We start from the raw sequence: 18,238 nt of genomic DNA on the forward strand, positions 1-18,238 counted from the left end.
AGAAGATGCTTGTAAATCGCAGATAAATTGGGGAATTAGCGCGGATCTATATTAAGGGGTTGTACTTTGCGGCAAATCTACCGGCGCGTCGATCGGCAATTCCAAACCAGGATCCGGAAGGTTGTCCGTAGGCAACTCTGTGCTGGGCAACTCCGGCTCCGTTAGTTCAAGTTCCGGCAAATCAGCGGGCTGTTCCTCGGGAAGCTCCAATTCGAGAGCGTCTCGGGTTTCTCTTGCTTCGGAGGCCAGTGATTCCTGCATTTCACGAGCTTCGTTTGTAAGCTCATCGATATCGGGCCCTTCAAACGAATCGCCCAGCGTCAGCTCGTTAACGGAATCGGGGAGTTCCATCTCCTGGACAAATGAATCGTCCAGCGATTCGTCGTCCATCACCATTCGCATGGTCACATCGAGGTCTGGCTCAGCGAAAGCTGCTCCAGAGCCCAATGCGAGGGCCAGTGCAAAGGCTGCATAAATCAGTGGGTTTAGCTTGGTCATCATGTTGACGGCTCCTTTGTCTTACCGATGTCCGCACGGAAGGTTTTCCTTTTGTTGCCGTCATCAAGATGGGCAACCAGCGTGCCTGCGCCGGGAAAGAGTACATTCAGCGGCAGCGCTAACAAGTTGTCTCCCGGTTTAAGGTCAACCTTCCAGCTGACACGATGCCGGCCAGGGAAGGGGGTCAGCTCCATGTTGGGAGGTAACTCCAGCGTAAGGGTAACGTTTTCCACGGCTTCGTGTGAATTGAACGCCAATTTCACGGTTTGTTGCTTAGGCGATGTGCTGGCCATTTCGACCGCGGGAACGGCTTCTTGGGCAACAACCGGATCGCTCTCCGGGGTGGGAGCAGACAGCTCACCACCGATAAACACACCAACCACCAACGCAGCAGCAATTGCACCACTCCAGGCAGGAATATGCCAGTTCCGGTGGCCGGTTTTGGAATCGCCACCGGTAGCCGCCGTAAGTACCCGGCTTTCAAAATCACGGGTAGGCTCCGGTATCGCTATGCTTTGCATGCCTGCCTGCAGCTCCTGAGCTGCTCGCAACGCCCGCGCGCAATCAGGGCACAGATCTGCATGCTGCTTCATGTCGGCCGTAAGGGTGCAGTCGGCTTCAATGTCGATGTTGGTAATAAAAGTTTCGCAGTTCATTTTGTCCACCTTACTGAAGCTCACGTTGCCCACCTTCAAAAGGTTCCAGTTCTGCTTGTAAAAATTTTCGAAGGGCGGCGCGGGTACGATGCAACCGCGATTTGATCGTGCCCACAGCGACCTCCAGGACCTCGGCAATATCGTCTTGCCGCCAGTCATCAACATCGTGAAGAAGTATAAGTGTGCGTTGATCCGGGGTCAGTTGATTCAGTGCTTTGGTCAGCGCGACATTGTTGGACGCATGAGTCAGGCCGTTGATCGGGTCAGCGGAATCACTTGGCAGTGTGTCCAAATACGAAGTTGCCGATTCGGTGTCGTCCATCACGCTGGCATTAACCTCTCTGCCTGCCGGGCGTTTGCGAATCGAATCAACAAACTGGCGGTATAGCACCCGGTTTAGCCAAGGCCGTAACTGATCGATGGTCTCGAGTTCGTCCAATTTCGAATAAAGCTTTACCACCACATCCTGAACCAGGTCTTCCGCATCATGCTGCCTTCCGGTCAAACGATACGCGAAGGCGTACATGGCTTTGAGATGCGGCTGGACAAGACGTTCGAAACGCTTTGATTTGGACTGGCGAAATGGAAGCAGGGCCAATCGGGTACCTCGGTGATGCGCCGTTGGAAATGACAACAGGGCGGTGGTTATTTTAGTTCTGAACCTATGTTACCAGTCTGGGCGGTTTGTTGGTATCCGGATAGTTAAATTTTTTTTGGTAAGTTTTGTGCAGGTATTCAATGGGTTAACCATAGTTTCGGCTATTCCTGATTAGAAAAACTTGAAAAATTGGGAACCTTTGGCATTAGACCAACGTGGGGGCTACTAAAGGCGCATAAGACGCCGAATTACAAGAAACCCCGAGGTATAAAAACTATGTTCATCCGCAATGCCTTAATTGCCGCTATATCTACGGCTTCTCTGGGACTCACTGGCTGCTTGGACAGCGGTGGTCAAACCAATAAAAACGCCAACCCGGTTTACAAAGTTAACGGCGGACCCAGCATAGAGCGTGGTACCCACCCTTTATTTGCCCCTCTGAACACAGAATTCGTTATTCCTAGCGACGCACTTTTTTATCTGAGCGACGTTGATGACGGCACGATGCTTAACGGTACCGATCCGGCGAACCCGGTTACCCAAGGTATAGGTTACCTTGATGGTGCGTCCGTTCTCGCCCCCATTGACGTGAAAATCAGTGCCAGCCTGGATGCCGGGCAAACTCTGGATGCGAACGAATTTATTTTGACCGAAGATGGTAAAACCATCCCCAACCCGAACCAGAATGTTTTCCTGATTCCGGTTGATTATGCCGGTGGCGATCCACTGAAGACAGTTGACGGCGAAGCCCCGGGGCTGACAACGGCCGCACAGTACCGCCAAGCGCTGAGGCTGCAAGAGGCGGGCGATACTGCGGGCGCGGAAGCCATTTTTGCTGAACTTCGCGCTGAAAAGCTCCGCGTTGAAATGCTCGACATTGACGGTGGCGCGAATAACCTGATCCGGATTCTGCCGCTGACCCCACTCGACGAAAAAACGCAGTATGTGTTGGCGCTGAGTGATTCTATTGTAGACGCTGAGGGTAAGCCTCTGGTCGGGTCTGTGACTTATCAGAGCGTTGCGAACCCTGATCGCGTGCTGTCCAACGCCCTGTATCAGCCGTTCCGGGATGCGATGTTACCTGCTCGCAAGCTGGCGGCCGATTACTTTGATTTTAAACGCGAGCACGAAGCGTCGGCACAATTTGCAGCGACCTTTGCCGACATTCCTTACGCCACCATGATCACCACCACGGCCGTGGATGATGTGCTGTTGGCCAATGCGGCACCGGTTACTTACTACCAGGAAATGCTGACCATCGAGCAACGTAAGACCGAGCTGCAAAAGCTGTTTGACGGGTTTTATAACCTCAGTGGCCAGACTCTTGCCGAAGGCAGTGAAGCAGAGCAAAGCTTAAACGCCGCGATTTACACCAAACTGACCACCTCCAGTGGCGAATTCTACGACGCAGAGCTGGCTGCGATTCTTGAAGCCGCAAATGCCAATAGCGTTGCGGTTCGCTATAGCGATGTCATCGTAAACGCAGAGCGCAACCGTCGCTTGGCTCACGCAATTCAGGCTGCGACAGCAGAAGCCAGCGATGAGAATATCGATATCTCTGCCGATGCCCAGAGCATGGCCAGCGCGGCGGAAGCAATTCTCGACACGCCTAAGCCGAGAACGGTGAGTGTTTTCAGTCAGCGCACAGGTGGCGATGTTAATCCAGCGCTGGAACAAGACCCTTCGACCATTGGTGCTACGCCAATCAATATTCGTGTTTACGAAGGCGAGATAACTCTGCCATATTTCCAATCTTTGCCGGCTGATGGCGACGGTTCAGTGCTGAAGACCAATAGTTGGGCGCCAGCGGACTTTAGCGCTGACACCTCTCTTGAGCAGGCTCCGTCTGATCGCATCAGTTACCGGTTCCCGTTTGCCGCTAAAACGGCTGATACCACTGTGCCGATTGTGGTTGCCGCTCCGTCACCCACATCGTCGGCTCCTGCAAACGGTTTCCCCGTGATCATATACCAGCACGCTGCTACCCAGGACCGGTCGGCTATTCTACCGATGGCAACAGCCGCAGGACTTACGTGTATCACTTCAGATGATCAATGCTTTGTGACCGTTGGTATTGACCAGCCATTGCACGGTATTTTTACCGAGAACGGTGGCGCTGTAGGTTTGAGCCCCATTTCGACTCAGGCAGGTGCATCGATAGACGCCACCGAACGTCACTTCGGGTTTGCAGCTGACGCGGAATTGAATGCCGTACCAGCTGCGAGTCTTAAAGAGCCCGGTTCCGGTGATTTGTTCCTCAACTTCGCCAACTACGCCAATACCCGCGACAATATGCGTCAGAGCGCGCTTGATCTCCTCAACGTGAACGCATCGTTGCAGAACATTGAAGACGCAATCAATGCTTGCTCAAGCACATCTGACTGCTCTAACGGTTTGAATATCGACACCAGCCGTGTCTATTTCATGACCCACTCACTCAGTGGTATGGGCGGCGCGGCAGTGCCTCACCTTACTAACATGGCAATCGACGAAGGCAACAATACTGAGTTGAACCGCATCCAGGCTTCTGTGTTCTTTAACACCGGCGGTAATTTCACACGCCTGGTCGAGAACTCGCAGTCGGTCGCACCCCGAGTGTTGCCTGGTTTGGATGACGCATCCGATGGCCTGCTGGCACAAGGCCGTACCGAGCTGAACATTTACTTCAACGTGTTCCAGTCGTTGTTGGATTCGGTTGACCCAACTGCGTTCGCACCATTCTACGCAAACCAGCCGGTGCTCCTGACCGAGATAGCGGGTGTCGCAGACGATCCTGAGCGCCCAACCGACAACACGATTCCGAACGCTGCCGATGAGCAGGCTGCTCTACCACCGCTTGAAACCACAATTGCGGAAACCGGCTTCGTTATCAAAGGCGAAAACATGCCTTTGGCAGGTACGGATCCACTCGCAAAAGCGATGGGTGCGGATGCTATCAAGGTGAACAACAATACCTTCCCGGTCATTACACGCTACACCGAAGGTGCCCACGGTAATCCGATATCTGCAGGAACGAAGAGTGCAGAAGCGTATTCCTCAAGCGCCGTCTTTACCGAAATGACCGCACAGATGTTGGAGCTGTTCACCTCAGCAACAGCGACGACAACGGCAACGGTATCCGTAACAAACGGCTGCGTCGTACAGAGTGTGGAAGAAACCGACTGCGAGGGACAAACCGATTCGGGTGAAGGTTCTGACGAGCCATCGAACCCAGATGATGGAGACAATGGATCCGGTGGAATTGGCGACATCATAGATGTCCCCCTGGGCGGATAAAACGGGGCATAGAACTAGTAGCGCCGCCACACCCGGCGGCGCTCAAAAACCTCTCACAATGACAACGATAACCACGGCGTGTTTCCCGCTTGGCGGGACCGCTTGCGCCAAAAAATGTGCGGAGTAATTGCAATGACAACAAAAAAATCCATTTTAGCGAGGTCTATCCAGCTCGCGCTAACGACCCAGATCGCGTGCCTTGCACCAACCGCAGCCGCTTTTGATTTCAGCTTCTACGAGATCGACGCGTCGTTCAGCACCACGCTGACCGCAGGTACAGCTTACCGTTTGGAAGATCAGGATCCTGATCTGATCTCGCAGGGTAACCTGGGGCCCGAGTTTGCTTACAGCGACACCGGTGCGTCTTCCAACAACTTCGATGACGGTAACCTCAACTTCAAAAAAGGCGATCCGTACTCGACCATTCTTCGTGGCCGCAGTGAGCTGTTTCTGGACTACGTGCCCGACAGCGATGTACTGACTCGTGTCGGCTTCCTCGGACGGGCCAGCTACTACTACGATTTCGAGCTTAAAGATAACGAGCGCGCTGTGGATCCGGTCGGTCAGCAGCGTGAGCTGAACTCCGAAGCGAAAGACAACGCCTCCGGTATTGACCTGCTCGACGCCTATATCTTTACGGACTGGCAAGTCGGAGATGTTCCGGTTGCGGTTCGCTACGGTCGTCAAGTGGTCAACTGGGGTGAAAGTACCTTTATCCTGGGCGGTATAAACGCGATCAACCCAATCGATGTGCCCGCGTTTCGTGCGCCGGGTGCTGAATTGAAAGACGTGCTTCTGCCGGTAGAAATGCTGTACACCTCGGTTGGTTTGACGCCTGAGGTCACACTCGAGGCGTTTGTTCAGACCGACTGGGAACCGTTCCGGATTGATGACTGCGGCACGTTCTTTTCGACTGCCGACGTAGCGGCCGATGGATGTGGCCCGGTACTGCTGGCAGGCCAGGTTCCAGACAGACAGGCGTTTGAAGAGGGCTTCATTGCGCCCCGAATTGGTGACAAAGAGCCCGGTGATAAGGATCAGTTCGGCGCAGCGGTGCGTTGGTATGTTACCGAGCTAGAGGCCGACGTGGGCTTCTACTACACCCGTTATCACAGCCGCCTGCCATACATCAGTGGTGTGGTGAATAACCCGGCTGCGCCAGAAGGCAGCCAGATGCGTGACGACAGCAAGCCGGATTCTCGCTTTCCAAGCTACTTTATCGACTACCCCAAGGGCATCGACCTGTTCGGCGTGAGCTTCAACACCACACTGCCGACCGGTACATCCCTGGGTGCGGAGTACAGCTACCGGCCCAACATGCCGATTCAGTGGAACACCTTTGAGCTGATCTACGGTGGCCTGCAGCAGCGCGGCCCGGATGGTCAGGTGATCAGTAAGCTTGAAAAGCGTGAGCAGGCCAAGGGTGGCAATTACGCAGGTAAAGCGGTGGATGGATACGATCGTTATGGCGTATCCCAGTTCCAGACAACTCTGATTCATTTTATCGATCAGATTATGGGCGCAGACCGTTTCATCATCGTGGCTGAACTGGGTGCGACTTATGTGCACGATCTGCCTGACTTGTCGGAAGCCCGCTACGGTCGATCCGGTATGTTCGGTGTCGGCCCGGTGCCCCTCGACGGCCCCAATTTCTCTGGCGATTTCTGTAGTCAGGGCACGGACAGTGAAAAACGGCTGAACATTAACGCCACTAACTGTACGAACGATGGCTTTACTACCGACTTCTCATGGGGCTACCGAGCGTTGTTCGTTTGGGATTATCCAAGTGCAGTAGCCGGTGTGAACCTGCGTCCTAAGCTCTTCCTCTCGCACGATGTTGAAGGGTACGCGCCGGATCCGGGCGGAAACTTTAAAGAAGGTAATAAGTCGGTAGGACTTGGCCTGGATGCAACTTACCAAAATGCCTATAAGGCCTCGATCAGTTACACCAACTATTTTGGTGGCGATTTCAACGAAACCAACGACCGCGATTTCGTGGCCGCTTCAATCTCATACGCTTTTTAATACCCGGGAACTCAAGGAGACCTGATTTATGAAAATGATACGTACGTTCCTATACAGCGCAGTCGCCAGCGCCATGCTGGCTGGAGGCTCGGCATCTGCCGGAGTGTCTCAAGATGAAGCTGCCAAGCTTGGCGATACGTTGACCCCAATGGGCGCGATCAAAGCCGGCAATGGCGATGCCATCCCAGCCTGGGACGGTGGCTTGGTCACTCCGCCCGCTAACTATAAAGGCGACGGGCGATACGTTGACCCGTTTCCGAACGACAAAGAGTTGTTCCGGATTGATCAGACCAACGTTGATGAATACGCCGACAAACTGACGCCTGGTCAGGTTGCGATGATCAAAACGTACGACAGCTATTTCATTCCGGTGTACGAAACCCGCCGTACTGGCGCTTATCCGGAAGTCGTACAGAACAAAACGAAAGAAAACGCCACGAACGTGTCGCTCATCGAGAGCGGTAATGGTCTCAGCAATTATCAAACGGCCATTCCTTTCCCGATCCCCAAGAACGGTCTTGAGGCGATCTTCAACCACATCACTCGCTACCGCGGCGGCTCAGTGACCCGTAACGTTGCGCAGGTGACTCCGCAGCCCAACGGTGATTTCAGTGCGGTTAAGTTCACCGAATCGTTCACCGAGCGAGTCCAGTTGAAGGACTACGATCCGTCGGAAGACGAGAACGTAATGTTCTACTTCAAACAAACCATCACTGCTCCATCTCGCTTGGCGGGTAACGTGTTGCTGGTTCACGAAACCATCAACCAGGTTAAAGAACCTCGTCGTGCATGGCTGTACAACTCAGGCCAGCGTCGTGTGCGTCGTGCTCCGAGTGTTGCCTATGACGGCCCGGGTACAGCGGCTGATGGACAGCGTACGTCCGATAACCTTGACCTGTATAACGGTGCGCCGGACAAGTACAACTGGGAACTTAAGGGTCGTAAAGAGCTTTACATTCCTTACAACTCCTACCGTATGGCGAGTGAAGACCTGAGCTACAAAGACATCATCAAACCAGGCCATGTCAATCAGGAACTGGCTCGCTACGAGCTGCACCGCGTATGGCATGTGACCGCCACTTTGAAAGACGGCGAGCGTCATGTGTACAAGAAGCGTGACTTCTACATTGACGAAGATACCTGGCAGATCGCTGTGGTTGATCACTATGACGGCCGCGACAATCTGTGGCGCGTAGCGGAAGCTCATGCCATGCAGGTATATGATGCCCGCATCCCGGCTTACGCCTTTGAAACTCTGTATGACCTTTTGTCTGGTCGTTACCTGGTGATGGGTATGACCAACGAAGAGAGCGATCCGTACTCCTACGGTGTCGAGCGCAGCTCACGGGAATACACCCCGGCGGCTCTGCGTCGTGCAGGTGTTCGCTAATAGCGTGACAGTGTGAAGCAGGCCCCGGCTGACGTAAGTATGGCCGGGGCCTTTTTCCAGGGTAGGAGTTCACAAATGTACATACTCGATATAGAAGCAAGTGGCATCGGTAACGGCAGTTACCCGGTTGAGATCGCCTGGAGCCGTGTGGACGGGTCTCAGTCTTTTTCAGCTCTTATCAACCCGGACAGTGTCGATGGCTGGGAAGGCTGGAGTGATGAAGCAATCCGCCGAGGACTAACCCGGAAAGATTGTTGTGAACGGGGTGAGCCGGCCGCTTATGTTGCCCGGCAAGTATCACGACTGTTGACCGACTATCCGGTATTTTCCGAATCGCCGGATCAAGATCAAAAGTGGTTAGATGCACTCTTCACCGCTATCGGTAAACCATGGCCTGTGCAGTTGATTCCGATTGAGCATGCTGTAAAGGCATCGCAAAGATGCGCCTTGAGTAGCCGCCTGAAAACTCGCCGGGACGCCCATAATGCAGCGGCTAACTGCCTTCTTCTGATCCGTGAGATTAAACAAATCAACGCCGAACCAAAGCCAGGCAAACACCACCAAACCGTTTTAAACTCGCCCCTTAAGTGGTTGAAAGATTTCTCATTTGTAACCTGAAACCCTAGCATTTGATCTCATCATAACGCCTGTTCTGCTATCCTTCCTTGCATTGCACAAATTTCTCTGGCCGTGGCGCGCGCCTCTGGGTACTGAAGGTCGCCTCCTGATTTTTCTGGCTACGAAGACAAGGAATTTTACATGAACAAGCCTGGCTTGCTGGCATTAGCGATCTCGATTTCCACACTACCGACGACGGCGCTGGCGAACGTTACCGAGGCAACGCTGTATCCCTCCCATGCCGAGCTAACGTGGACAGAATCCGAGCAGATTAGCGCAGGAGCCGGCACCATCGACATCCAAGGCCTCCCGGTGAGCCTGCAAGATCAGTCGTTGCAGGTCATGCTCGAAGGGTTGCCCAATGTGACGCTGCAACAGGTTCAGATAAGCCGGGCAGAGCGCGAGGAGTTCGTTGCCGAAGAAACCCGACAACTCCGTAACGCGTTGTCAGAAGTAACCTTGCGCATTCAGGAAAAAGAAGACCTCATCAGCGCCTGGAAACAACAAATCACGCTGATGAACCATGCTGCAGAATCCCCACACGAATTAACAGCGTCAGAATTAAGCGATCTGGCCGCTGCCTTGAAAGAGACAACGCAGACTGCACTGACTGAGATACGCCAGGCGCGCGTCAGCATGAAGGACGATGAGGCTTTGAAAGATCGCCTCACGCGGGAGCTCGCCCAGGCCACTCAAAGAGCCAAGGCTAGCAAGAACGTAAGAATTCATTATCGGGCACCGGAAAATGCCTCTGTGCATGTCAAACTCCGGTTTCAGACGTCCGAAGCGCGTTGGCGGAGCGAATACAATGCGCGCTTGAACACCGAGGCGGATTCGGGCGGGCAGCTCACATTGGAACACGTGGCGGTCGTACAGCAGACAACCGGCTCCGACTGGGATAATGTGCAACTGGAGCTGGCGACCGCAAACGCCCGCAAGGGGACCTCCATGCCGAAAGTCCACCCATGGGTTGTGAGCCCGGGCCAACCAGAGCGTTACCAAGCCAAGGCGCTCGCGCCGATGGCAGAGATGCGAGCAGGGTCTTCAATGGCCGACGCTGCGGTTGCTCAACAAGCCAGCACTTTCACGCAAAGTTATCGACTGCCGGAAAACGTTAACGTACCCAGCGGGTCATCAGGCCAACGCTTTAAAGTGGCCGATCACGTATTGCCGGTAGAGGTGGCCGTGTGGTCGGCACCGGTGCTTGACCCTACCGGATATATCCATGCAAAAGGGCAGTTCAGCGGGGAAGTTCCGATACCGGCCGGGCCTGCGACACTGTATCGGGATGGACAGAGCGTCGGCCAAACCCACCTTGGTGAGCTCGCTGAAGGTGAAGTGGTTGATTTAGGGTTTGGTGCCGATCAAGCGGTTCGAATCAAGGTGGTGAACGAGCTCGAACGAACCGGTGAAGAGGGTATATGGAAAAGCGAGAACGTGCAGCGTCGGCAGAATCGGTTCGAGATTACCAACCATCATGATAAACCGGTTCAGGTTCGGATATTCGACCGGCTTCCTGTTTCAGAGCAAGACACGTTGACCGTCAAGCCGCTGGAAATCAGTGAGCCGGTCCAGCGTGATTTCGAAGATAACAAGGGCGTTTTGGTCTGGGACCGCGAAGTAGCTGCAGGCGAGACCAAAAGTGTGAAATCCGGTTTCGAGGTGAGGGTGCCGGAAGGGACTGCATTGCCACCCTTGTAACCCTGAAGCTTTCTCGCAATTATCGAAAAGCGCCGGTTTTCCGGCGTTTTCGTCGTTAAATCATGCGCATTCAAGCGCTATGCCTCATAATTACTGAATGACTCCGCACGTTTAGGTTGTACGAATGCGCATACCAATTATTTCTTGGAAAGAAAAAGGATTTGTAAAATCGGCCCTTATAACCGGTTTGGTTTGCGTATTGGTGTTTACTTTGGCTGTGTACGGCGCCTTGCAGTATCAAGCAGTGCTCCAGAGCGACGACTTGAAGGTGGCAGAGCAGGCAAAAGCCAGGATGACTTCGGGGTTGCTTGAGCAGGTGTTTGAGTATACCGCCAACGACTTGTTGGCAATTGCGAGCTTGCCTGCGGCCGTTCGTTTTAATCGCTACAGGAATGCCGAATGGGAAGAGGCGCTACAGTTGGTGTTCAAGGCTCAGCTAGGACAAAAGCCGACCTACAGTCAGCTGCGCTTCCTTGATCATGACGGCATGGAATTGGTGCGATTAGATAAAAACGGTCGGCGGGTTTTCAAGAAGTATGAAGATACATTGCAGCACAAAGGTGGGCGCTACTATGTTATTGAAACAGCGGCGCTGGCAGAGGGCGAGGTCTACGTTTCGCCGCTGGATCTAAATATCGAGAAGGGGCAGGTTGAAGCTCCGTATAAGCCGATGATCCGCTTTGGTGTGCGGGTTGTGGATGAAGACACCGGTAATCAGGGTTTGATCATTCTGAACATGAAAGGGCAGACGCTTCTGGACACCTTTGATACCGGCATGGCCGGATCACATCCCGCTTTTCTTCTGAACTCGGAGGGCCACATTCTTGCCGGGCCTGACCACAATGACGAGTGGGCCTTTATGTTCGGTCTTCCTTCGTCTTTTGCTCAATATTACCCGGAAGCCCTTGAACGCATCTTAGAGGATGATCATGGCTGGATAGAAACAAGCGACGGGCTTTTTGTATATGAGACCGTTCATCCGCTGAAGCTGCCCAACGGAGACACCGAAGGGAAACATTACACATGGAAAACGGTTTCGTTTATCCCGAGCGCTGCGCTGCCGTCTTCGGCTTTGATGAATCATTCCTGGGTTGTCGGTTTCTACGTGATTGGCGTTTTTCTAACACTTGTGATTTCTTTTTATACTCACTTCCTGATTCATAAAAGACGTGAGCTTCGCCGTGAAAATGAGCGGCAATCCAAGCGTTTCTGGAAAATATCCAGTGTCTTGGGTGATGGCTTGATCGTTATGGATAAACACGGTGTGCTGACGTATATGAACCCGGAAGCGGAGCGGATATTAGGCTGGGACGCGCAGGATCTTGTGCACAAACAAGGGCATGAGGTTTTTCACGTTCATGAGCAAGGCAACCCCGATTGTTCAGTCATGGACGTGATGAAAACACGCCAGCTTTATCGCAGTAAAGACGAAGAGTTTCGCCGTAAAGATGACTCAACCATTCCGGTGATCCTCAATGCCGCACCCCTTACCAGCGATACCGGTGATGAAGGGGTTGTGATTTCCTTTCAGGACTTTTCAGAGATCAAGGAATACCAGGAAACCATTCACAGCTTAGCTTTCCAGGACAGCTTGACCGGGCTTCCGAACCGTCGCGTTCTGGAGGACCGTATGCAATTGGCCATTGCGCTTTCGGGGCGACATGCTCGTCACTTGGGGCTCATGTTCCTTGACCTCGATCACTTTAAAGAAGTAAACGACACCTACGGCCATGATGCCGGAGACATCTTGCTGAGAGAAATCGCAGAGCGTCTTGAACGCAATGTGCGTGAGACGGATACCGTAGTGCGAATGGGTGGGGATGAGTTCATCGTGTTGCTACCCGAAGTATCGTCTACCGAAAACGCAATCGTGGTCGCTGAAAAGGTTCTTCATGCGGTGTCGCAGCCGGTGGTGTTGCCTTTAGGGGTGGCCCGGGTGGGCGTAAGTATCGGTATTGCAATCGCAAGGGGCGCTGGCTTAACGGTAGAAGGTGTCATGCAAAGCGCTGACAAGGCCATGTATGAAGCCAAACGCAGGGGCAAGAACCAGATCTTTGTGAACGAATATCTCTTGCCCGACAATGAAAGTCACAGCCACAGTTAATTGTTCTTCTTAGATTCAGGAATCATTCATGAGTGTTCTACCGTTCGAAAGCCTTGCGTGCCCGCTGGATGGCATGGCTCTTTGCCGTGTAGAAAAGAGCTGGCAGTGTGAGAACGGCCACAGTTTCGACGTTGCGCGACAAGGGTACGTGCATTTACTGCCCGTACAGAAAAAACGCACCAAGGACCCGGGAGATAGCAAGGCGATGGTCGCCGCCCGTCAGCGATTTCTTGATGCCGGATTTTACCAGCCCATTGCGGATGCGGTGACGCGCGCAACCTTAGCCGATTCCCCTGCCGCTTCTACATTACGCTGTCTCGATGCGGGATGTGGTGAGGGTTACTACCTGAGGCAGCTTGGATCGTCTTCCGGCAGTATTGGCTTGTCTTTGCTGGGGCTCGATATCTCTAAGTGGGCAGTGTTGTCAGGCGCTCGGCAAGATCGGCGTGCTAGCTGGGTGGTGGGCAGCAATGCGAACCTCCCGGTTCTTTCCGGATCCCTCGATCGGGTGCTTTGTCTGTTCGGCTTTCCGGTGTATCCGGAATTTGCGAGGGTGCTACGCCCCGGTGGCCGGTTGATTCAGGTCGACAGCGGGCAGGATCATTTACGTGAATTAAGAGAGATTATCTATCCTGAAGTCCGAATGGAATCGAAACAGGTTGCGGAAGCTCCTGACGGTTTTCGTCGGATAGCGAGTGAAGATATTCGCTTTTCCCTGCACCTTGCCGGAGCCGAACCGATCGCGGACTTGCTTGCAATGACGCCTCATCTATACAGAGCCAGCCAGGAGGGCAGGGAGAGGGCTGCCTCCCTTGATTCATTGTCCCTGACGGTTGATGTTTGTCTGCATACCTTTGAGCGCAAGTAGTGAGTAGGCCGGGCAGCCTTCAGACCGAGGCAATTTCTTCGGCGGTGAGTGAGCGGTACTGACCAGGAGGTAGCTCGTCGTTAAGCTGAATTTTGCCCATGCGTTCTCGATGGAGCGAGGTGACTCTATTGCCCACCGCATGAAACATGCGCTTCACTTGATGATAACGGCCTTCGTAGATCGTTATCCTGGCCTCACGCTCGTGAATTTCTTCAATCTGCGCCGGCGACGTGGTGAGTTGTTCGTACTCGAACCAGATACCTTCTGCAAACCGTTGGTGAGTCTCTAAGGTGATCGGCTGTTCCGTGGTCACTCGGTACACTTTCGGAATCTTGATTTTGGGTTCCGTTAGCCGGCGCGACCAATTGCCATCGTTGGTCAGTATCAGAAGGCCAGTGCTGGCCCGATCCAGGCGGCCGCCGATATGCAAGCCATCATGAAGAGAAGAATCAATCAACCGGAACACGGTGGGATGAGTGTCGTCGACGGTTGCGCTCAGGTAGCCCGCGGGTTTGTTGAGCATGAGGTATCGGGAAGGCCGTGCCTGTTGGATGGCCTTCCCGTCTACGCCGACCGCGCAAAACTCGCTGACTTCGTTCTGTGAGTCCCGGCACACCTGACCATTTACGGCTACACGTCCGGTGGCAATCAGAGCGTTGGCACGTTTACGGCTCACGCCGTTTTGATTGCTGAGAATGCGCGATAGCTTCATAAGAAAGCGCCGGTTAAGCGCCCGTACCCTTCGATTTCAGGCGATAAAACTCTTCAATAACCTGTTCCATAGCCTGCGGGCAATATTCCCGGAGGCCGCCCAGCATGATGTGCTTGGACACTTCGCCCACCGGTTCGCCGTGTGACAGCAGATCGTAATCCAGCGTAACGTTGCCGCGTTTTCCGGCCGCTTCCAGTTTTGAATCGCGCAACTGCAAATCCGGATTAGAGGTGTCCAGCTGTCTGAGCGTAAAGCTCATGCTCTGATACATCACCATCGGGCGTTCCGGGTTGAACATCACACCATGGGATTCCATAAGCGGTTTAAGTGTGTGTGGAAAGTTCTTACCGGATGTGGAAACGTAACAGCGGATAAATTCTTCGATGGCTTTTTCATCGTGGGTTCGCTCGCCGCTGCGGCTCACCTCTATGTAGATTTTTCCGGCTTCATCGCAAACCTCTATCGTGCCGTCTCCGCTTTCACGAAATTCCAGCGGCACCTCGGCACCCAGCAAGTTCTGGAACTTGAAGGTCATGGTGCTGGACAAGCCAAATCGCGACAGCACGATGGCGAATAGCAGGTCGCCCGGTACGCAGAAACGGCGCGCATCCACATCGTGGATCGGGTTAAAGTCGCCTGCTACTTCCTTGGCAAAGAGGCTGGCCTGCCCCGCCGTGATTACAACGCGGTCATTTTCCATAGAGTAAAAGCGGTCTAAAAACATAGTGTTCCTTTAATCATTACCGGCTTCCGCCGCTTGCAGGCGTTCCTGGCGATCTCGTTCTTCTTCCTTCGCGGATTCGATGATTTCAATCAGCTCATCCACATCCGCACTTTTGATGTTGTGCTCAAAGCACCCGGTAAGTTTGGTATCCGGGTAGAGATCACCTGCCTCATAAAGCGCCCAGATTTCTTTACCATAGTCTGTGTTCAGCAATTCGGGGGCAAAGTGCCCGAAGTAGCGCCGCATGTTGTCGATATCGCGCTCCAGCATTCGCTCGGCGTTATTGTTTCCCGAGGCGTTAACGGCCTGTGGCAGGTCGATAATGACCGGGCCCTTTGGGTCGACAAGAACGTTAAACTCAGACAGGTCTCCATGGATCAAACCTGCGCACAACATACGAACGACATCGGATAAAACCTGGCTATGGTAAACCTTAGCTTGCTCTGGTGTTAGTATCACATCGTCTAATCTCGGCGCGGCTTTTCCGTCTTCATCCGAGATCATTTCCATCAGAAGTACACCGTCAACGAACCCGAAGGGCTCCGGTACTCGCACTCCGGCTTGAGCCAGGCGATAGAGGGCATCAACTTCCGCGTTCAGCCAGGCATCTTCCTGTTCTTTCTGACCGTATCGCGTTTTCTTGCTCATGGCCCGGGCACGGCGGCTGTTTCGTACTTTTCGACCTTCCTGATATTGAACGGCTTGCTTGAAACTGCGTTTCTTGGCCTCTTTGTACACTTTCGCGCAGCGCACGCTATCACCGCAACGTACCACGAAAACTTGAGCTTCTTTCCCGCTCATTAACTGATACAGCACTTCGTCCACCATGCCGTCATCGACAAGGGGCTGTAATCGCTTGGGTATTTTCATGCGTTTATGCTATCCGATGGTTTCTGTTGTGAGTACGCTTGTCGGATTGTGTCCGTTATAAAGCAGTTTAACAATTGAGGAGAGATGTGCAGCGGTAGGGGAGAAGAATTAGCAGCCAAATACGCAAAAAGGCAGCCGAAGCTGCCTTTTTTAAAACGCTGGAGGGCTGTAAATTACAGACCTACTACGTTTTCCGCCTGAGGACCTTTCTGGCCCTGAGTTACGGTGAACTCAACCTGCTGGCCTTCTGCCAGAGTCTTGAATCCGCCGCCTTGGATGGCGCTGTAGTGAACGAAAACGTCAGGGCCGCCTTCGCGAGTAATAAAGCCAAAACCTTTGGATTCGTTGAAAAACTTAACAGTACCGGTAACAGTAGACATATATATAATCCTGAACTCAATCATTTTATGTGCTGTCTAATCGTCTATCTGACGTTAGATCAGCGGGTTGTGCGGAAACAAAAAACTTGCGTGATCAAAAACAGGACGATGCGCTACTGATGACAACAGGTATACGTCTTATTGATGAATGCTTTGCTAAATCTTTCCAACGACCGACACTGTACCCTTACTGAATGAGTTTGCAAAGTTTTTTTTGATAGGCAATAACCCATAGCCGCGAAGCGGTTTGCTGGCCTGTTATTTGGGGTATCCGGTGATCTTTCGAATCTTCCGGTACAGGGGTTGTAAGCGGTCATACATTTCCAGATACACGTCCGAATACAGCTGTTCGTAAAGGGCGGAGGCTTCGTCTGATGGTTCGAAAACCTCGCCCACACGCGTCATGGCGCGCACTGCAGATTTGAAATCAGGGTGTAGCCCCAAGCCTACCGAGGCGTCGATCGCGGCGCCCAGCCCCGACGTTTCATAGGTATGCGGGCGCTCGGCGGGCAGCCCGAAAATATCGGCCGTTAGCTGCATGGCGGCATCACTTTGGGATCCGCCGCCGGCCACGCGCAATCGTTTGATGGCTTTCCCGTTACGCTTTGCAAGCCTTTCCTTTCCTTCGCGCAAGGCATAGGCCAAGCCTTCCAGAATCGCTCTGTAGATGTGGGCACGTGTGTGAACATCGCCAAAGCCGATAATGGATCCTTTGGCCTCGGGGCCTGGCTGACGCACACCGGGGCTCCAATAGGGTTGCAGCATCAGGCCCATGGAGCCGGGCGGAACGGAATTGACCAACTCGTCGAACAGGGCTTCCGCTTCAATACCTTTTTGTTCGGCAATGTGCTGCTCCCGCAAACCGAATTCCTGCTTGAACCAACTCACCATCCAAAAGCCCCGGTAGATCATGACTTCAGAAGAATAGTGGCCCGGCAGCGCGGACGGGTAGGGCGGCATCAAGCGGGTTGGCTCAACGTAGTTCCGGTTGGTGGTGTTGATCGTAGCGGTTGTGCCATAACTCATGCAGGCTGTGTCTGGGGCGAGGCCACCAGAACCGAGAATCTCGCACGCTTTGTCTGAAGCGGCGGCAATCACTGGCAAGCCGCTCGGTAAGCCCATATGTTCGGCGGCCTCGGGCAGTAACTCACCGAGTTTTTCTCCGGGCTTGACCAGGTCCGGCAACATGCTGCGGGTAATGGGCGTGATCTGCCATTTGAAGTCGTGCTTGCCGGCCCAGCGGTGTTTCTTGTAATCAAACGGCAGGTAGCCCACCTGGCTGCCGGTGGAATCGCGGTATTCACCCGTGAGTCGATAGTTCAAATAGCCCGAAAGCAATAAATACTTGTGGGTTTGCGCCCAGATTTCGGGCTGATTTTGAATAATCCAATTGGCTTGTGTTTTTTCCCTGAACCGCTTGATCGGCTCTTCGGCGCCGATCAGCTTGAACACGGCACCCCAAGGCCCCTTCACCGGACCGTCTACTTTTGCGTGTCGTTGGTCCAACCAAATGATGGCGGGGCGAAGCGGCTTTCCGCTTTTGTCCAGATTGATTACCGTACCGCGCTGGGTGGTCACCGTTACGCCCAGAACCTGCTCTGGTTTGGCACTAGTGCTCTGCCACAAGGCCTCACACGCCAGTCCCAAATTGTGCCAGAAGTATTCAGGGTGCTGCTCGGCCCAGCCGGGCTGTTCGGAGAAATAAGGTTCTATTTCTTGTTTGCCTTTGCCAATAAGATTTCCCTGCTTGTCGAACAGCAGTGCGCGAACGCTTTGGGTGCCATTATCGATGGCAAGTATCAGGGAGTCGTTGGCCAT

At 53.5% G+C, this 18,238-nt stretch carries 15 protein-coding genes; 7 read left to right on the plus strand and 8 right to left on the minus strand.

The window, feature by feature from the left end; all coding sequences use genetic code 11:
* Positions 1 to 51: 51 nt before the first annotated feature.
* Genes Q9245_RS00055 through Q9245_RS00065 form a run of 3 tightly spaced genes read right to left on the minus strand, consistent with a single transcriptional unit; the run spans position 52 to position 1,752 of the window.
* A complete protein-coding gene (locus Q9245_RS00055) occupies positions 52 to 501 on the minus strand; it encodes a hypothetical protein (RefSeq protein WP_305895246.1) in 450 nt (149 codons plus the stop codon).
* Complete coding sequence (locus Q9245_RS00060; RefSeq protein WP_305895247.1) at positions 498 to 1,154, minus strand: anti-sigma factor; 657 nt, start codon at positions 1,152 to 1,154, stop codon at positions 498 to 500. The genes Q9245_RS00055 and Q9245_RS00060 overlap by 4 nt, the downstream gene beginning before the upstream one ends.
* Positions 1,155 to 1,164: 10 nt before the next feature.
* Positions 1,165 to 1,752, minus strand: a complete 588-nt coding sequence (locus tag Q9245_RS00065) for an RNA polymerase sigma factor (protein ID WP_305895248.1) — start codon at positions 1,750 to 1,752, stop codon at positions 1,165 to 1,167.
* 276 nt (positions 1,753 to 2,028) lie between these two features.
* Between Q9245_RS00065 and Q9245_RS00070 the strand changes: the two genes are divergently transcribed.
* The 7 genes from Q9245_RS00070 to Q9245_RS00100 all read left to right on the plus strand — a co-directional run bounded on the left by Q9245_RS00070 (position 2,029) and on the right by Q9245_RS00100 (position 13,734).
* On the plus strand, positions 2,029 to 5,028 hold the full coding sequence (locus tag Q9245_RS00070; RefSeq protein WP_305895249.1) for a hypothetical protein: 3,000 nt from the start codon (positions 2,029 to 2,031) through the stop codon (positions 5,026 to 5,028).
* A gap of 132 nt (positions 5,029 to 5,160) precedes the next feature.
* Positions 5,161 to 7,053, plus strand: coding sequence for a DUF1302 domain-containing protein (locus Q9245_RS00075; RefSeq protein WP_305895250.1), 1,893 nt, complete (start codon positions 5,161 to 5,163; stop codon positions 7,051 to 7,053).
* Positions 7,054 to 7,081: 28 nt separating this feature from the next.
* Positions 7,082 to 8,443: a DUF1329 domain-containing protein gene (locus Q9245_RS00080; RefSeq protein ID WP_305895251.1), complete on the plus strand. Its 1,362-nt coding sequence runs from the start codon at positions 7,082 to 7,084 to the stop codon at positions 8,441 to 8,443.
* Positions 8,444 to 8,518: 75 nt separating this feature from the next.
* The gene (locus tag Q9245_RS00085) at positions 8,519 to 9,061 is read left to right on the plus strand and encodes a hypothetical protein (RefSeq protein ID WP_305895252.1); all 543 of its coding nucleotides are present in this window, start codon (positions 8,519 to 8,521) and stop codon (positions 9,059 to 9,061) included.
* Positions 9,062 to 9,202: 141 nt separating this feature from the next.
* Positions 9,203 to 10,762, plus strand: a complete 1,560-nt coding sequence (locus Q9245_RS00090) for a DUF4139 domain-containing protein (protein WP_305895253.1) — start codon at positions 9,203 to 9,205, stop codon at positions 10,760 to 10,762.
* 124 nt (positions 10,763 to 10,886) lie between these two features.
* Entirely contained in the window at positions 10,887 to 12,866 is a 1,980-nt protein-coding gene (locus Q9245_RS00095; protein ID WP_305895254.1) for a diguanylate cyclase, read from the plus strand.
* Between the two features lie 28 nt (positions 12,867 to 12,894).
* Positions 12,895 to 13,734, plus strand: coding sequence for a putative RNA methyltransferase (locus Q9245_RS00100; protein ID WP_305895255.1), 840 nt, complete (start codon positions 12,895 to 12,897; stop codon positions 13,732 to 13,734).
* A gap of 19 nt (positions 13,735 to 13,753) precedes the next feature.
* On the opposite strand, the gene Q9245_RS00105 is transcribed toward Q9245_RS00100, so the two are convergent.
* The 5 genes from Q9245_RS00105 to Q9245_RS00125 all read right to left on the minus strand — a co-directional run bounded on the left by Q9245_RS00105 (position 13,754) and on the right by Q9245_RS00125 (position 18,238).
* Positions 13,754 to 14,446, minus strand: coding sequence for a pseudouridine synthase (locus Q9245_RS00105; protein WP_305895256.1), 693 nt, complete (start codon positions 14,444 to 14,446; stop codon positions 13,754 to 13,756).
* 13 nt (positions 14,447 to 14,459) lie between these two features.
* Entirely contained in the window at positions 14,460 to 15,170 is a 711-nt protein-coding gene (locus Q9245_RS00110) for a DUF3581 family protein (RefSeq protein WP_305895257.1), read from the minus strand.
* Positions 15,171 to 15,179: 9 nt separating this feature from the next.
* The gene (locus Q9245_RS00115) at positions 15,180 to 16,040 is read right to left on the minus strand and encodes a PA4780 family RIO1-like protein kinase (protein WP_305895258.1); all 861 of its coding nucleotides are present in this window, start codon (positions 16,038 to 16,040) and stop codon (positions 15,180 to 15,182) included.
* Between the two features lie 173 nt (positions 16,041 to 16,213).
* A complete protein-coding gene (locus Q9245_RS00120) occupies positions 16,214 to 16,420 on the minus strand; it encodes a cold-shock protein (protein WP_011784828.1) in 207 nt (68 codons plus the stop codon).
* A gap of 258 nt (positions 16,421 to 16,678) precedes the next feature.
* The gene (locus Q9245_RS00125; protein WP_305895259.1) at positions 16,679 to 18,238 is read right to left on the minus strand and encodes an FGGY-family carbohydrate kinase; all 1,560 of its coding nucleotides are present in this window, start codon (positions 18,236 to 18,238) and stop codon (positions 16,679 to 16,681) included.

The organism is Marinobacter sp. MDS2, assembly GCF_030718085.1.
GTDB lineage: Bacteria > Pseudomonadota > Gammaproteobacteria > Pseudomonadales > Oleiphilaceae > Marinobacter.

Excerpts from the sequence above, each read along its gene's own strand:
- Q9245_RS00055 (WP_305895246.1), bottom strand. The coding sequence starts at position 501 with ATGATGACCAAGCTAAACCCACTGATTTATGCAGCCTTTGCACTGGCC.
- Q9245_RS00060 (WP_305895247.1), bottom strand. The coding sequence starts at position 1,154 with ATGAACTGCGAAACTTTTATTACCAACATCGACATTGAAGCCGACTGC.
- Q9245_RS00070 (WP_305895249.1), top strand. The coding sequence starts at position 2,029 with ATGTTCATCCGCAATGCCTTAATTGCCGCTATATCTACGGCTTCTCTG.
- Q9245_RS00075 (WP_305895250.1), top strand. The coding sequence starts at position 5,161 with ATGACAACAAAAAAATCCATTTTAGCGAGGTCTATCCAGCTCGCGCTA.
- Q9245_RS00080 (WP_305895251.1), top strand. The coding sequence starts at position 7,082 with ATGAAAATGATACGTACGTTCCTATACAGCGCAGTCGCCAGCGCCATG.
- Q9245_RS00085 (WP_305895252.1), top strand. The coding sequence starts at position 8,519 with ATGTACATACTCGATATAGAAGCAAGTGGCATCGGTAACGGCAGTTAC.
- Q9245_RS00090 (WP_305895253.1), top strand. The coding sequence starts at position 9,203 with ATGAACAAGCCTGGCTTGCTGGCATTAGCGATCTCGATTTCCACACTA.
- Q9245_RS00095 (WP_305895254.1), top strand. The coding sequence starts at position 10,887 with ATGCGCATACCAATTATTTCTTGGAAAGAAAAAGGATTTGTAAAATCG.
- Q9245_RS00100 (WP_305895255.1), top strand. The coding sequence starts at position 12,895 with ATGAGTGTTCTACCGTTCGAAAGCCTTGCGTGCCCGCTGGATGGCATG.
- Q9245_RS00105 (WP_305895256.1), bottom strand. The coding sequence starts at position 14,446 with ATGAAGCTATCGCGCATTCTCAGCAATCAAAACGGCGTGAGCCGTAAA.
- Q9245_RS00110 (WP_305895257.1), bottom strand. The coding sequence starts at position 15,170 with ATGTTTTTAGACCGCTTTTACTCTATGGAAAATGACCGCGTTGTAATC.
- Q9245_RS00115 (WP_305895258.1), bottom strand. The coding sequence starts at position 16,040 with ATGAAAATACCCAAGCGATTACAGCCCCTTGTCGATGACGGCATGGTG.
- Q9245_RS00120 (WP_011784828.1), bottom strand. The coding sequence starts at position 16,420 with ATGTCTACTGTTACCGGTACTGTTAAGTTTTTCAACGAATCCAAAGGT.
- Q9245_RS00125 (WP_305895259.1), bottom strand. The coding sequence starts at position 18,238 with ATGGCCAACGACTCCCTGATACTTGCCATCGATAATGGCACCCAAAGC.